The organism is Acinetobacter sp. WU_MDCI_Abxe161 (assembly GCF_025514355.1).
GTDB classification, from domain to species: Bacteria; Pseudomonadota; Gammaproteobacteria; order Pseudomonadales; family Moraxellaceae; genus Acinetobacter; species Acinetobacter pittii_E.
In genome coordinates, this window is sequence record NZ_JAHPTU010000004.1 from 78,292 (window position 1) to 93,004 (window position 14,713).

A 14,713-nucleotide genomic window follows, 5' to 3' on the forward strand; every position below is an offset into this window, starting at 1 on the left:
TTCCTGAAATAAAAAAGGAGTTTTTATAAACTCCTTTTTTATTTGATCTATAAGTTTAAAAACTAAAAGTTGTAGAGAGCTGAGCTGTACGAGGATTACCTAAGAAGAGATAGTCATCACCCATAAATGCGCCTACATCGCGCCAATATTTCTTATTAAATAAGTTATCAATGTTGAATCTAAAAGTTGTGTCATGCCCAGCAAAATTTGTTTTATAAGCAGCACCAACATTAAAGACACTGTACCCGCCTACTTTTGCCGTTCCCTCTTTGTTTGCATATTTACTGCTACTGTATTGCATACCACTCAGTAATCTTAATCCTTCAATTGAAGGTACTTTATAAGATAACTGTGTAGTTGCGCGTACTTTCGGTACATTCTGAGTTTGATGACCTTTATAGCTGTCACTATCAATATCAACAAGACGAGATTTGGTATAGGTAATGCCAGAGCTTACGTCGAGTGTATCTGTTAAAGCGCCCGTTAAACCCAACTCAATACCTTGATTGTGTTGTTCACCTTGTTCAACAAAATCAAATGTTCCATCAGCATTGACTTTGCTGTATTGATTATCTTGCTTTAAATCAAAAATAGCTGCTGTTAATAAGAAGTTGCGTATTTGCTGCTTAATCCCAATTTCATATTGTTCAGAATTTTTAGGAGCAAGAACTTCTAGGGCATTATTAGCAAACCACGGAGCCTCTCCACCATCAGATAATCCTTTGGCATATGAAGCATAAAGATTAGTCGTAGCAGTTGGGCTATACATGAGCGCTAATTGCGGTAAAAACTTATTTAAATCTGTGTCTCGGCTTTGCTGACCATCTGGCTTATAGGCTTGCTCATCAAGATGAATAAGTTTTCCACCCAATAACGTTGACCATAGATCATTAAATTGAACTCGGTCAGATATGGTAAAAGCAGTCTGATCGCTTTCTAAAGCTTTGTAACGCTCGCCTAAACTTTCCGATGACGGACTGTAGTCGATCGTATCTTGATAGATATTACCTGTTCCTACCAATATATTAAGTGGTGTATGGCGCTTTAAGGTTTTATAAGTACGTTGTAATTCAAAAGCAACTTGATGCTGAATATTGCCAGTATTAAATTGACCATCTAACCCAGCAGTAAACTGGTTAGTAATACGTGTGTCATCTGGGCTGCGGAAGTCATAAATGTCATAGTTACCGTGTTTATCAAAAGTATTACCTAAGCCAGTAACTTCACAAATATCGCTATAACATCCCCACGGGAAAGCACTATTATCATCAATCACAACACGGCTTTGAGATGCACTTAAGCTACCATTCCATTGATCATTAAATGCGTATTGATATTTTAAACTCGCATTTACACTGTTATTTACAACAGGTTTACTCCAAGACTGATAACCCAACAAACGATCTTGATCTACATTTGTTGGTACTTCTTGCCCATCAAGCAGTTGATAACCTGGTACCGAACGTTGGCTTTGATGCTGAGCTTCAATGTCAAACAGTAGTTTAGAGCGATCATTAATTTTCCAGTCTAAAGCTACTGAACCAAAATCACGCTTACCATTTGCATGATCAACATTTGGATGGATGCTTTCATGTGCCAAATTGATTCGATAACCGAAACTATCATTAACAAAACCACCTACATCCGTTGCCAGTGTATAGCCACCTTCCGAATTTGCATCTACAGTAATGTTTTTAACATTGGCAGGTCTTTTGGTTACATAGTTAACAACGCCGCCCGGAGTCGACATTCCACTTTGAATTGCAGAAATGCCTTTTAAGATTTCAACTTGTTCTTTATTTTCTAAAGCAATATTTTGCTCACCACGTATGGTGTGACCGTTAATGAGATAACTTGAACCTAAATCGAGTGCAAAACCTCGTGCTACAAAGTTTGGATAATAGCCAATAGCAGCGTAACCATCTCCCAATGACGAATCATTTTCAACCACATCGGTTAGGGTTTTTGCATGTTGATCTGCTATGCGTTCAGAAGTAATTGTTGTAATAGATGCCGGAACCTTCTTTACATCACCAGTTTGAAAACCAGATAAATTAACTTTCTTTGATGTGTATAGCGCATCATTATTTTGGGTGGCGTTAACAGTAATGGTTGGGAGCTGGGAAACCTCCGCTTCATTTGCATAAACGACAGATGTTATGAGTGCAATAGATGAAGCCAATGCTGTTTTAGAGCATGTCATGAAGTGAAGATTTAACGAACGTCTTTCCATTGAATAACTACCTGCCATACCGTGCATAATTTGAAGCGCTAGAAGTAACTACTGAGCCTATTTTTAGCCACGCAAGAATACCCCTACATATATTGAGAAACAACTTATTCTGTATTTTTTCGATTAAGTGAATGTGATACAACTTTTATGGGCTTATCATTATATAAATTTCATGTATTTTCTTAGAAATTGGCGCTATAACTTTTTAAGCATTACCAAATATTCAAAATAAACTTAAGCTAGAAATGGTACTCAACAGGAGAAATAGAACAGAAAAATAATATTGTTAAATTAGCTTACTGATTTTAAATACTATTAATTATCAAGTTAAGACAAAGGAAGTGTTCGATCATCGGTAAAAATATCATTAAATCGAACAAAAGGACGTAATCTCACTAGAATCGAATTTTAAAATTAGAAAAAATGAAGGTTTAGGAATTTAAGGACATGCTCAGGATTGAGTGATATTTAAAGTTTCATTCTTTTTTCTATCCAGCATATCTAAAAATTCCTCGTTTTTGTCTGCAAAATGATGGAAGAAATATGACATACACTCAGGAAGAAAAACGTAGCAGAATACGTGGGATTGTAGGCGCAGCCTCTGGTAATTTAGTTGAATGGTTCGACTTTTATATCTATGCAGTATTTGCTGCCTACTTTACTCAAGCTCTAACTGCACCAGATATGGATAGTACGACTAAATCTATCTATGTGTGGGGGGTATTCGCTGCAAGCTTTTTTATGCGTCCTATTGGTAGTTGGGTATTTGGGCGTATTGCAGACCGGCATGGTCGAAAAAAATCGATGGTCATCTCAATTTGTCTTATGGCTTTGAGTTCTTTTTTATTTGCAGCCCTACCCACTTATGACCAAGTTGGCTTATTTGCCCCATTTCTTTTACTGGTAGTGCGTTTACTTCAAGGTTTATCGGTTGGGGGTGAATATGGCGCCGTAGCAACATATATGAGTGAATTGGGTTTAAAAGGCCAACGTGGTTTTTACTCGTCTTTCCAATATGTCACCCTCTCTGGTGGTCAATTACTTGCCAGCTTACTCGGCGTTATTTTATTAACGTTTTTAAGTGAGCAACAATTACATGATGGTGGTTGGCGTATTCCATTTATTATTGGTGGTTTTGCCGCAATTTTATCTTTACTGGCACGTAGCCGCTTAGAAGAAACACTTTCACATCAAGACAGCGAACGAAAAGAATCTGGTAGCTTAAGAGAACTCTTTAAAAAGCATTGGAAAACCTTTTTATTGGTGGTGGGTTATACCTCGGCTGGTTCATTAACATTTTATGTAGAAACTGTTTATTCAAAAACCTATTTAACTAATTTAGGAATGGACGGAAAAACCGTTGGTTATATCATGACCTTCGCACTATTTGTCTATATGTGTGCTCAACCTGTATTTGGCTCAATTTCGGATCGTATTGGGCGACGTTCTTCAATGCTGGCATTTAGCTTATTATCTGCAATTTTTATCTATCCAGTCATGGCCATTGGGATGCCTAATTATATAGATTCGCCGATTATTATTGCCTTGCTACTCATTTTTATGATGATGATTCTGAGTTTCTATACCTCTATTAGTGGTTTGGTAAAAGCAGAAATGTTCCCACCTCATGTACGAGCTTTAGGTGTAGGGTTTTCTTATGCTGTAGGGAATGCGCTGTTTGGTGGTTCTGCACCTTCGGTTGCCTTGCAGTTCAAAGCCGCTGGAATTGAAAACACCTTCTTTATTTATGTGATTGTCATGCTCATTATCTGTTTCTTGTGTAGCCTTGCGCTTCCGAAAAAACCTGATTATTTAGAACATGATCATTAGAAAATAAAAGATAGATATTCTTCTAGAGATTTTTTTAGAAGAATATCTTTTTAAAATAATAAGAAATTCATTTTTATTCTGTATCTTATAGCTGCATAGTACATCTAACTTATTTAATTCAGTAAAAGTAACTAGTTTTTAATGTTCTTGATTCATATGAATCAATTTTTTTGATGGGATAAAAATGGAAAACGAAAAATTCCCTTTACCTGAAAGTATTATTCAAGTCACCTTCTGGCAAGCTTTTTTATTTTGGCTCAAGCTTGGCTTTATTAGTTTTGGTGGGCCAGCTGGACAAATCGCTGTGATGCATCAGGAACTGGTTGAACAAAAGCGCTGGATATCCGAAAAAAGGTTTTTGCATGCCCTGAACTACTGCATGTTGTTACCTGGTCCTGAAGCTCAGCAATTAGCAACCTACATTGGTTGGCTTATGCATAGAACTGCGGGAGGATTAGTTGCAGGGATTTTATTTGTATTGCCCTCTTTATTTATTTTAATTGGGCTATCTTGGGTCTATATAAAATTCGGAGATGTTCCTGTTATTGCAGGTATTTTTTACGGGATAAAGCCTGCCGTTACCGCAATTGTCTTTCATGCAACATACCGTATAGGTAGCCGTTCACTTAAAAATAAATTTTTATGGTTCGTCGCAATTGCTGCGTTTTTTGCCATTTTTGTCTTAAAGCTTCCTTTCCCCCTTATTGTGCTATCAGCTGGTATTGCCGGCTATTTAGCGAGTAAAAAGTATCCAGAACTTTTTTCTTCAGTCGCTGGACATAAAGCCAGCCAAAAAGATTATGGCCGAGCATTTATTGATGATGATACCCCAACGCCAGAGCATGCTAAATTCCATTGGTTGCGGTTAGCTAAACTTATTTTTGTGGCAATCGTTTTATGGTTATTGCCAATTTTAGCTTTAGGCGCATATTTTGGGTGGTATCACTCTTATACCCAAATGGCTTGTTTTTTTACCAAAGCTGCACTGCTCACATTTGGAGGTGCATACGCTGTTTTACCTTACGTTTATCAAGGTGCTGTAAATCATTTTGGATGGCTTTCACCAACTCAAATGATTGATGGACTCGCTTTAGGTGAAACTACACCTGGCCCACTCATTATGGTGGTTGCCTTTGTTGGTTTTTTAGGGGGTGTTAATCATTCATTACTTGGACCCGAGCATCTATTTTTTGCTGGAGCACTTGGTGCTGTCATTGTAACTTGGTTTACTTTCCTTTTCTCATTTGTCTTTATTTTTGCGGGTGCACCCATTATTGAATCTACCCATAATGAAATTAAGTTTACCGCACCACTCACTGCCATTACCGCTGCTGTGGTTGGTGTCATTTTAAATCTAGCATTATTTTTTAGCTATCACGTGTTATGGCCAGAGGGCTTTTCAGGATACTTTGATGTTGTCGCAGCCATCATTACTGTGGCTGCATTCATTGCTTTATTTCGCTTTAATATTAACGTGCTGTATGTGATTTTTGCATCAGCGCTGATTGGGCTAGCCGTCACTTTCTTTTAGTTATTTATTGATTTAGTTTTTTTGATTATCCATAGACACAGCCGAACAATGATATTACTGCTCGGCTGTTTATATTTTTAACCCGCTAATTGTGCGATTTGTGCTGCTGCATTATCTAAGGCAACTTGACGTGCTGCTGGGCCGAAAGCGATACCTTCCGCGCGCACAAAAGTAATATCAGTCACACCAATAAAATTGAAAAACGCTTTAATATAAGTTTCTTGATAATCTAAAACTTCGGCTGGTGAACCTGCCGAGTACACTCCACCACGCGAAGAAGCAATAATAATACGTTTCCCCTTTACTAAACCTTCTGGACCGTTTTCCGTATAACGGAATGTTTTCCCAGCAATAGATAGTCGGTCAAGCCATGCTTTTAACTGTGACGGAAAGCTAAAGTTATACATAGGTGCGCCAATCACAACGATATCTGACGATAAAAACTCATCTAAATATTGGCTGTTTCGTGCAACACGTTGTTGCGCTGTTTCATTATTAGGTTCCACCCCTTGCCATGCCAAAAACTCGGCATCAGACAAATGAGGAATTGGCTCTAAAGCAAAATCATGATGAATAATTTCTGCATCTGGATAAGCTGTGTTGAGCTGACGAATAACAGATGAGGTGAGTTGGCGGCTAACAGATTGTTCACCCAAAATACTTGTGTCAATTTGAAGTAGTTTCATCGTTTATACCTACAGTATAAAATTGTTACTTGAACTAATTATGTTACTACTATTATTCTTATGCACAAGAAGGCACATTTAGGGAACCAAGTAATATGGCCGTAACCATACCTCATGATTTACAGAGCTCAGATTGCCAAAGAGTCAGTCAAGTGTTGGCTAGAGTTGGTGAAAAATGGAGCATTCTTATTGTAATGACACTTGCATCACGCCCTCATCGATTTTCTGAAATAAAGAGAAATATCAATGGAATATCACAGCGTATGCTCACCTTATGTTTACGCGGTTTAGAAAGAGATGGATTGGTTAAACGTACAGTCTATCCTGTAGTTCCACCGCATGTTGAATATGAATTAACACCTCTGGGCCATTCACTTACAGAGCCTGTAATTGCTTTAGGCCAATGGGCACAGCAGCATATCGCGGATATTGATGCGGCAAGAGCTGCATTTGATGCAGCTCAAGATAAACCAATTACATGAAATGCTTAACGTAATTGTGAAGGACTTATGCCATAAAACTGTTTAAAGCGATGGCTTAAATGGCTCGCTGAACTAAAACCACACACCAGCGCGATATCTTGTAAAGAAAGCTGAGATGACTGAATTAAACCTTTTGCCTTAGTTAAGCGCCTTTGCATGACATACTGGTGAGGCGCCATATTCATAGACTGTTTAAACATATGGGCAAAATGATATTCGCTTAAATTCACAACATTTGCTAAGTCAGACAAAGTCAGTGCTTGGTCTAGATGCCCTTCAATCCAGTCTTGAATATATTTGAGTTTATGAGGTGCCAGCCCACCTTTAATGGCGGGTTGCTGCCACTTCACGTTGCTATATCTTCGAATTAAATGATTCAACAATAAACTGGCAGTGGTACTCATTTGTAAATGGTTTGCTGAATCTTTCCAATCACAATCTAATAGGAAAAACTGATATAACGCTCGAATCCGCTCATCGTCATTAAAGACAACTTCATTAAGTTCAATTTGATTGGGTTCTTTGTCCCATATTTTTTCAGCAACATCACGCAAATGTTGGTCGGTATAATACAAGTGAACGAATTTAAGCCCACCTCGTATATCCCAAGTCGACTCCTGATGTTCAGGCAATAAGCAAAAACGACCCGGCCCACCGCCATTTTTCCAGCCCGCAGGTGTTTTTTGATAGCTTTCATAGCCATCTTGAATATACAGACTTAAAGTGTGGTGATCGCTACAGACACTTACACGATCTTGCTGATTAGACCAAAATGCAAGTTGCATATTTTCATCAAGCACCACCGTTTCGTGAAGCTTGGCTTTAGATTGCTGTAGCTGTTCTAAAGTTTGATAGGCCATGCAAAATTAAAACGAATCTCATTGAGCTTAAGTTAACCATATTCAGCAAAATTGAGCTAGTTTAGTTCTATAAAAAACGCAAGATCTTGCATGTAGAACACAAGAATATATACGTGAAAAATTATGTATTCCTAGATACTTAAGCTTGGTAATCGAGGATGAACTTATGAATATTTTACTCTATGTTGCGGTGGTGTTGATTTGGGGAACAACATGGATTGGAATTGCCGTTCAGAGCCATTATGCAACACCTGTCGTCGCAATTTTATGGCGTTTTGCCATTTCAGCCTTATTACTTTGGGTTGTTTTACTATTTTCAGGAAAATTACAGCGAATTGCTTTAAAAGATCATTTGTTTTGTATGCTACAAGGCCTTTGTGTTTTCGGCCTAAACTTTATTTGTTTTTATACCGCCGTTAAATATGTAAATAGCGGTTTAGAGTCCGTTATTTTTTCGATGGCTGTTTTCTTTAATGCCATTAATGCGCTTATCTTTTTTAAGCAAAAACCTTCACCAAATTTTGGTCCAGCTGCACTTTTAGGTTTAGGTGGTATCGTTTTACTCTTTTGGCATGATCTCATAAATAGTCAATTTAATGCACAGTTATTAATGGGTATTGGGTTATGTGCAGTAGGCACTTACGGTTTTTCTTTAGGAAATATGATTAGTGTTAGACATCAAAAACGTGGTCTAAATATTTTTTCAACAAACTGTTATGCCATGACTTATGGATCGTCAGTGATGTTAAGTTTAGCTTTATTTACTGGCCAAGATTTAATGCCTCCAATGAATTTCCCATTTTTAAGTTCGGTACTTTACTTGGCTGTATTTGGCACAGTTATTGGGTTCTCTGCTTATTTTTCTCTGGTTGGGAGAATTGGTGTTTCAAAAGCAGCATATAGCACGTTGCTCTTCCCTTTAGTGGCTCTAACTGTTTCTACCTTCTTTGAAGGATATGAGTGGACCTTAAATGCATTATTTGGAATTTTATTGATCTTACTAGGCAATTACTTAATGTTCAGTAAGTTTGAAATTGGAAAAAAGTTATTTAATAGTCAAAAAAATTGTGAGAAGCAGGCATAAAAGCCTGCTTTTTATAAATCATAATTAATTTTAGCAGCTCATTTTTAGCATCAACTCGAAATCTTTTAAAGCCGCGGCGGCTGTAGCTAATGGTGCAGATGCTCCTCAACTTACAACAAGCTCACCCATTTCTTGAGTTAACACTCGAATGCATTTATTAGAACCTTGCAGATGAGCAAAAGGATGATTTGCTGGAACTAATCTTAATTCAACACCTGTTTGAATTTGCAGATTTTTATTATGAATAAAACCCACCAAACGAGGAATTAGATTTTCTTTTTTCCAATCACGAATATGATCGGCAGTCACATGGCTAATTCCTTGTCTTGGAATATCTTGAATTTTTACATCAGCTCCCAAAACAGTATTTGCCAATATCGTAATCTTGGCAGCGGTATCCCATCCATCTACATCGAAAGAGCTATTAGGTTCTGCAATCCCTTTTGCTTGAGCTTTTCCAAGAGATTCTGCAAACGCACATTCATGTTGCAACATATCATTTAAAATAAAATTTGTGGTTCCGGTAAAGACACCTTCTATTTCTAAAATTTGACAGCCAGCCAAGTTATATTCAAATAAATCAACAGTTGGTAAAGCCGCAGCAGTGGCACCACTAAAAAATAGTTTTTTATTGTGCTGATGTGCCAAGTTAATTAATTTTTTACCATCTACGACTAGAGCACCTTTCGATACTGCAATCGCATTCATATTATGTTTTAAAGCATAATTTAAATAAAATAGTCCTTTTCCACCGGTAACATAATCACTTGGGCCAGTCTCAATAATGACATCCGCCTGAACCTGTTCTAAAAACTTTTGCCCAGTTAAGCCTACTTGATATTGTGTTTTATCTAGCCACTTTGTAGCTTGTAAACCTACTTGATCAATTAAGCCTGATGATGAGTTGCAGACACCCACTAAACGGGCATCAATTTGATATTTTTGTTGATAGTATGTCGATCGATTTAAAAGAAGCTCTGCAATTTGTTGCCCAATCCGTCCAAAACCACAAATTGCCACGTTAATTTGCTTCATATCGCTTTCTCAAAAATTTATATGGTTTAAACCAAATTTCCAAAGATAATTTTAACATCTCATCTTTGGAAAATTGCTATTTATAGAGAAGGTTAAAATACTATATTGTTTAGATATTTGTTAGATTAACAATCTTAATGACCATATAAATTGCGACAGCAAAAACCATTAAAGCAAAGACTTTTTGCACGATTGCAGACGGAATAAAACGAATAGCTCTGCGTCCTAATAACATACCAAATGCACATGCGAGTGCAAACGCACTGGTAATGGCTACTGGATAGTGAAAACCCTCTGCAATATGCATCACAATACTCATTCCACTAATGAGAAAAATAATCATAAGTGAAGTTGCAACAATGCTATGCATATCTAAATTTGTGACTTTTCTAAGCGCTGGCACAATTACAAAACCACCACCCACCCCTAACATTCCAGTTAAAAGCCCAGCAATAATTCCGATACTTGCAAGAACGCTTCCCGTTTTAAAATTCCAGATAAAACGTCCTGTACTTGGGTTGACCTGACACGGCGGATTATGAAAGTCTGATACTCGGTTACTAATAAGTCGATAGCCCACTGTAAACATGACTAAGCTAAACATTAACATGAGCCATACAGGTGGAATCGCATTGGCTATTAAAATGCCGATATGTGCCATAGGGGCACCAATTAAGGCAATCCAGATTGCAGCACGATAACGAACTATCTTTTTAAATAAACCTTCAATGGTGCCAATCAGTGTAGATAGAGCAACTGCCAATAACCCAATCGGCGCAGCTTGAGCCACACTCCAACCTTGACTGGTCATGAGCGCAGGTACGGCAAGAATACCGCCACCTGCACCAGTGAGACCCAGTAAAAAGCCAATCACAATGCCTTCAACGACAAGTAATAACATATCAAAAGCCTAAAATTGCATATACATCGTTTGCAGTAGACTGCTGGTTAATGGGGGAGTAAGTTCTCGTCTTCTTGCGAAGCTTCAACCGCTTCTCAGGACAAAGCGTTGCTTTGTTTACCCTCTTAACTCGAACGTAGTTCTCGTCTTGCGCTCGGGTAAAGATTATTAATCTTTACTTATCCTCGCTCAGGTTTGACCATCCATTCGCGGCCTTTGAGCATGCCTTGCCAATAAATCGGCGGTAAAATCTGTTCTTTAAGCAGCCAAGCCAAACGTGATGGTTTTTGCCCATCAATCACCCATTTTGGAAAACTTGGAAGAAGCTTACCGCCGTAACCAAACTCAGCCAGAACGATTTTTCCACGCTCGACAGTAAGTGGGCATGAACCATAGCCGTTGTATTCACAGAAGCTTTGTTCACCCTTGAGCTGGGCTATAACATTCACAGCAACGATGGGTGCTTGTGCTCGTGCCGCAGCAGCAGTTTTGGCATTAGGCGCATTCATCACATCGCCTAAAGCAAAAATATTGGCATGTTCTGTGTGTTGTAAGGTTTGAGGATTCACACTCACCCAGCCTGCTTCATCAGTAAGAGTACTGGCACGAATAAAGTCTGGGGCTTGTTGCGGTGGAACAACATGCAGCATGTCAAAATCTGTTTCGACCAATGCTGCATTTTCATCGTTCACTACCTTAAACCATGCTTTTTTTGCAGGCCCATCTACTTTGACAAGTTGATGGTTAAAGTGCAGTTCAGATCCATATTTTTCGACATATTGCATTAGTGCAGGTACATATTCCTTAACGCCAAATAAAACACCGCCGCTGTTATAAAAATGAAGAGAGATATCTTTAAGTTTGCCTTGCTTTAACCAGTGGTCGGCTGAAAGGTACATTGCTTTTTGAGGAGCACCGGCGCATTTAATTGGCATAGGCGGCTGGGTAAAGATTGCCTTTCCACCGTTTAGCTGTTGCACCAGTTCCCATGTGTACGGTGCTAAATCGTAACGATAGTTAGATGTCACCCCATTTTTACCTAAGGTTTCAACTAAACCTTCAATTCCATGCCAATTCAGTTTTAAGCCTGGACAGACGACCAGTGCCTTATATTGAATGGGTTGGCATCCTTCTAAAATAACCTGACTATGCTTAGGGTCGAATCCAGCAACGGCAGCTTTCATCCATTTCACTTTTGAAGGAATCACACTTGCCATAGAGCGTGCGGTTACTTGTGGTTTAAAAATACCAGCCCCTACCATGGTCCAGCCGGGTTGATAATAATGAGTATCGGCCGGATCAATAATGACAATATCTAAATGAGGTTCACGAGACAGTAAGCTCGATGCAACAGAAATTCCTGCAGCCCCAGCACCAACAATCACAACGCTATAACAAGGAATTGTGGCTGGTTCATGATCACGTTTTAAAATGCGTGGAACTAGGCCTTTTAAGTTAAAACCAAGCTTATTACCCATTTCTACTAATAGCGCCGCATCTTTTGGGTCAACTTCGGCCAAAGCCCATAAACTAATTGCACGCATACCAGAACGGCAATACGCTAAAACAGGTTTTTTGGCATTCTGATAAAGTTGCTTAAACTCGGCAACTTGCTGATCAGTAATTTTTCCACTGGTAACAGGCTGATAAATTACTTTTAGGCCATATTGCTGAGCTGCTTCTTCAATTTCAATTATATTGGGTTGGTCTGCACCTTCTCCATCTGGTCGGTTACATATCAGAGTTTTTACTCCCTGATCTGCAATTTTTGCGACCTCATCGACAGTGATTTGACCAGCAACATAAAAATCTTGATTAACTTGTTTGAGTTCCATATTGCCACCTTATTATGATTGTGAAGTTGAACCACAGGCCTGATTAGCAGGTAGTGCTTTATCGATTTGTTTTGGATATGGCAGATTTAAGTTATTCATTAATTTAATAAAATCTTCGCGCGAGCGATTCTGTCCTAGGCGTGAGTTATTTAAGCGTTCATAACCAATCGTTGAAGATAGACGACCTTTATAATCGTGTCCCGGATACACAATAGTGTCGTCAGGTAGGCTGAAAAGTTGTTTATGTATACTGTCATAAAGTGTGCCTGCATTACCTTGCTGGAAATCGGTTCGACCGCAACCATCAATTAATAATGCATCGCCCGTGAAAACCATGTTTTCAACTAAATAACTCGTACACGCATTGGTATGACCTGGTGTATAACGCGCTTCAATACTGAGGTTGCCGAATTTAAGCATGCATCCATTTGTAATTAAAATATCTCCACAACTTACATCTGAGTTTCGGTGTAAAACCGATTTGCAATGGAAACGTTCACGAAGTAAATTTGCAGCAGTAATATGGTCTGCATGAACATGTGTATCTAATGTATAGATGAGTGTAAATTGATGCTGCTCTAATTCTTTTACATAAATCTCTATATCTGAAGCGACTGGATCAATTAAAACAGCCTCTCGTGTTTCTTCACACCCAAGCATATATGTATAAGTCGAACTTTCCTGCTCAAAAAACTGCTTAAAGAACATGATTTATACCTTAATAATTTATTTCTTTCCTATATTTTGCAAATAAGGTGCCAATTATTTAAAATTTAATAATAAATATAAAAATCAAATTTTTAAGTTAATTAATAAAATTAAAATAAGAAAATGAACTGAGCTTGATGTTCCCTTGAAACTCAAGTATGTTTCAATGAAACGATTGTGAAACACATGAAATGGCAAAGTTAAATTTTGAGTCAGAACAAGATTTTTACATATTATTTGAGCAACTTAAGGCTTTATTTCCAAATGCGAGTCTGTTTTTAGCAGACACAACGACTCACGCAATTCACTATAAATTTAATACAGACGATATTTCTGTTGAGAGTATGGCAGCGCTTACTCAAGATCATCACAATCAATATCTTGAGATCAATACTCCTAAAATAAGAAAGCGATTTATCTATCAAGAACATGATATTTATATTGCCGAGCATCATATTATTGGCAAGTTACATATTTTACAGCCAGTTGGCACAGAAAATGATATTGCTGGTCAATCAACGCTAACAGAACAATTGCAAGACTTGGCTAAAGTTTTCAATAGTTGCTCACCAGAAATGGCTCGTATGTTTTCAATCATTCAAAGAGTAGCAATTACAGAGTTTCCAGTGCTGGTCCGCGGTGAATCTGGTAGTGGTAAAGAACTGGTGGCAAAAGCAATTCATGATTATAGCCAGCGTAAAAATAAGATTTTTGTGGCTATTAACTGTGCTGCCCTCAATGCCAATATTCTAGAAAGTGAACTCTTTGGTCATGTGAAAGGCGCTTTTACAGGAGCAATTCGTGACCATAAAGGCGTGTTTGAACGTGCCGCTGGTGGGACTCTTTTTCTGGATGAAATTGCAGAGATTCCTTTAGAGCTTCAAGCTAAATTATTACGGGTGTTAGAAACAGGTGAATTTACCCCTGTAGGTGGTGAGAAACCTATTCAAGCCAATGTCCGGATTATTACTGCAACACATAAAGCTTTACGCGAAGAAGCTAAGGCTGGGCGTTTCCGTCACGATTTGCTCTACCGTTTACGCGTAATTCCAATTTTTATACCACCACTCAGAGAGCGTAAAGTCGATATTCCTCTTATTGTCGATCAGATTTTAAAAGAGAGCTCAACTCAACTCGATACAATGCCACGTCATGTCAATCAAAAAGCCATGCAAGTTTTATTGAATTATGACTGGCCAGGAAATGTTCGCGAGCTTAAAAACACTCTGCTTTATGCATTAACCATGGCTAATGGTAAAGACGAAATTGAAGTTGAAGACTTACCAAATGAACTATTAGATGCAGACGAATACGTTAAACTACCTGAAAATAATGCAGAACTTACCCCTGAAAATGTTCAGGCAGCTCTAGAAAAATATAACCATAATCTGAATATGGTCGCGAATATTTTTGGTATTAGCCGCACTACTCTTTGGCGATACAGACAAAAGCATAAGCTTTAGCTAGGTATTTATCTCGTCTAAGGCGTATCATACTGCACTTGATTAGGTTCATTAGTTCAAAGGCT

Annotated in this window: 11 protein-coding genes and 1 pseudogene; 5 read left to right on the plus strand and 7 right to left on the minus strand. The window is 38.2% G+C overall.

Features of this window, described 5'->3' with window-relative positions; translation table 11 throughout:
* Nucleotides 1–55 precede the first annotated feature (55 nt).
* Nucleotides 56–2,260, minus strand: a complete 2,205-nt coding sequence (locus KTI78_RS05725; RefSeq protein ID WP_262445496.1) for a TonB-dependent siderophore receptor — start codon at nucleotides 2,258–2,260, stop codon at nucleotides 56–58.
* Between the two features lie 516 nt (nucleotides 2,261–2,776).
* Between KTI78_RS05725 and KTI78_RS05730 the strand changes: the two genes are divergently transcribed.
* Nucleotides 2,777–4,063 carry an MFS transporter gene (locus KTI78_RS05730; protein WP_262445497.1) on the plus strand — a complete coding sequence of 429 codons (1,287 nt, stop codon included), beginning with the start codon at nucleotides 2,777–2,779 and terminating at the stop codon, nucleotides 4,061–4,063.
* A gap of 184 nt (nucleotides 4,064–4,247) precedes the next feature.
* A complete protein-coding gene (gene chrA / locus KTI78_RS05735; RefSeq protein WP_262445498.1) occupies nucleotides 4,248–5,594 on the plus strand; it encodes a chromate efflux transporter in 1,347 nt (448 codons plus the stop codon).
* A gap of 77 nt (nucleotides 5,595–5,671) precedes the next feature.
* Here the strand turns inward: chrA and KTI78_RS05740 are convergent, their stop codons facing one another.
* On the minus strand, nucleotides 5,672–6,280 hold the full coding sequence (locus KTI78_RS05740; protein ID WP_262445499.1) for an FMN-dependent NADH-azoreductase: 609 nt from the start codon (nucleotides 6,278–6,280) through the stop codon (nucleotides 5,672–5,674).
* Nucleotides 6,281–6,375: 95 nt separating this feature from the next.
* Here KTI78_RS05740 and KTI78_RS05745 point away from each other — a divergent pair, with 95 nt between their 5' ends.
* A complete protein-coding gene (locus KTI78_RS05745) occupies nucleotides 6,376–6,762 on the plus strand; it encodes a winged helix-turn-helix transcriptional regulator (RefSeq protein ID WP_262445500.1) in 387 nt (128 codons plus the stop codon).
* Nucleotides 6,763–6,767: 5 nt separating this feature from the next.
* On the opposite strand, the gene KTI78_RS05750 is transcribed toward KTI78_RS05745, so the two are convergent.
* Nucleotides 6,768–7,622, minus strand: coding sequence for a helix-turn-helix domain-containing protein (locus KTI78_RS05750; RefSeq protein ID WP_262445501.1), 855 nt, complete (start codon nucleotides 7,620–7,622; stop codon nucleotides 6,768–6,770).
* 166 nt (nucleotides 7,623–7,788) lie between these two features.
* On the opposite strand from KTI78_RS05750, the gene KTI78_RS05755 reads away from it, so the two are divergent.
* On the plus strand, nucleotides 7,789–8,706 hold the full coding sequence (locus KTI78_RS05755) for a DMT family transporter (protein WP_262445502.1): 918 nt from the start codon (nucleotides 7,789–7,791) through the stop codon (nucleotides 8,704–8,706).
* Between the two features lie 30 nt (nucleotides 8,707–8,736).
* Here the strand turns inward: KTI78_RS05755 and KTI78_RS05760 are convergent.
* The 4 genes and pseudogenes from KTI78_RS05760 to KTI78_RS05780 form a co-directional block, all read right to left on the minus strand.
* Nucleotides 8,737–9,741 (minus strand): annotated as a pseudogene (locus KTI78_RS05760) (homoserine dehydrogenase).
* 109 nt (nucleotides 9,742–9,850) lie between these two features.
* Nucleotides 9,851–10,642 carry a sulfite exporter TauE/SafE family protein gene (locus KTI78_RS05765; protein ID WP_262445504.1) on the minus strand — a complete coding sequence of 264 codons (792 nt, stop codon included), beginning with the start codon at nucleotides 10,640–10,642 and terminating at the stop codon, nucleotides 9,851–9,853.
* A gap of 179 nt (nucleotides 10,643–10,821) precedes the next feature.
* The gene (locus KTI78_RS05770) at nucleotides 10,822–12,477 is read right to left on the minus strand and encodes a TIGR01244 family sulfur transferase (protein ID WP_410374415.1); all 1,656 of its coding nucleotides are present in this window, start codon (nucleotides 12,475–12,477) and stop codon (nucleotides 10,822–10,824) included.
* A gap of 12 nt (nucleotides 12,478–12,489) precedes the next feature.
* Nucleotides 12,490–13,185 carry an MBL fold metallo-hydrolase gene (locus KTI78_RS05780; protein ID WP_016141097.1) on the minus strand — a complete coding sequence of 232 codons (696 nt, stop codon included), beginning with the start codon at nucleotides 13,183–13,185 and terminating at the stop codon, nucleotides 12,490–12,492.
* Between the two features lie 191 nt (nucleotides 13,186–13,376).
* Between KTI78_RS05780 and KTI78_RS05785 the strand changes: the two genes are divergently transcribed.
* Nucleotides 13,377–14,648 carry a sigma-54 interaction domain-containing protein gene (locus KTI78_RS05785; RefSeq protein ID WP_262445505.1) on the plus strand — a complete coding sequence of 424 codons (1,272 nt, stop codon included), beginning with the start codon at nucleotides 13,377–13,379 and terminating at the stop codon, nucleotides 14,646–14,648.
* Nucleotides 14,649–14,713: the final 65 nt, after the last annotated feature.

Bases quoted from the DNA above. Each gene is read 5' to 3' on its own strand.
- KTI78_RS05745 (WP_262445500.1), top strand. From the start codon at position 6,376: ATGGCCGTAACCATACCTCATGATTTACAGAGCTCAGATTGCCAAAGA.
- KTI78_RS05725 (WP_262445496.1), bottom strand. From the start codon at position 2,260: ATGCACGGTATGGCAGGTAGTTATTCAATGGAAAGACGTTCGTTAAAT.
- KTI78_RS05770 (WP_410374415.1), bottom strand. From the start codon at position 12,477: ATGGAACTCAAACAAGTTAATCAAGATTTTTATGTTGCTGGTCAAATC.
- KTI78_RS05765 (WP_262445504.1), bottom strand. From the start codon at position 10,642: ATGTTATTACTTGTCGTTGAAGGCATTGTGATTGGCTTTTTACTGGGT.
- KTI78_RS05785 (WP_262445505.1), top strand. From the start codon at position 13,377: ATGGCAAAGTTAAATTTTGAGTCAGAACAAGATTTTTACATATTATTT.
- KTI78_RS05740 (WP_262445499.1), bottom strand. From the start codon at position 6,280: ATGAAACTACTTCAAATTGACACAAGTATTTTGGGTGAACAATCTGTT.
- KTI78_RS05730 (WP_262445497.1), top strand. From the start codon at position 2,777: ATGACATACACTCAGGAAGAAAAACGTAGCAGAATACGTGGGATTGTA.
- chrA (WP_262445498.1), top strand. From the start codon at position 4,248: ATGGAAAACGAAAAATTCCCTTTACCTGAAAGTATTATTCAAGTCACC.
- KTI78_RS05755 (WP_262445502.1), top strand. From the start codon at position 7,789: ATGAATATTTTACTCTATGTTGCGGTGGTGTTGATTTGGGGAACAACA.
- KTI78_RS05750 (WP_262445501.1), bottom strand. From the start codon at position 7,622: ATGGCCTATCAAACTTTAGAACAGCTACAGCAATCTAAAGCCAAGCTT.
- KTI78_RS05780 (WP_016141097.1), bottom strand. From the start codon at position 13,185: ATGTTCTTTAAGCAGTTTTTTGAGCAGGAAAGTTCGACTTATACATAT.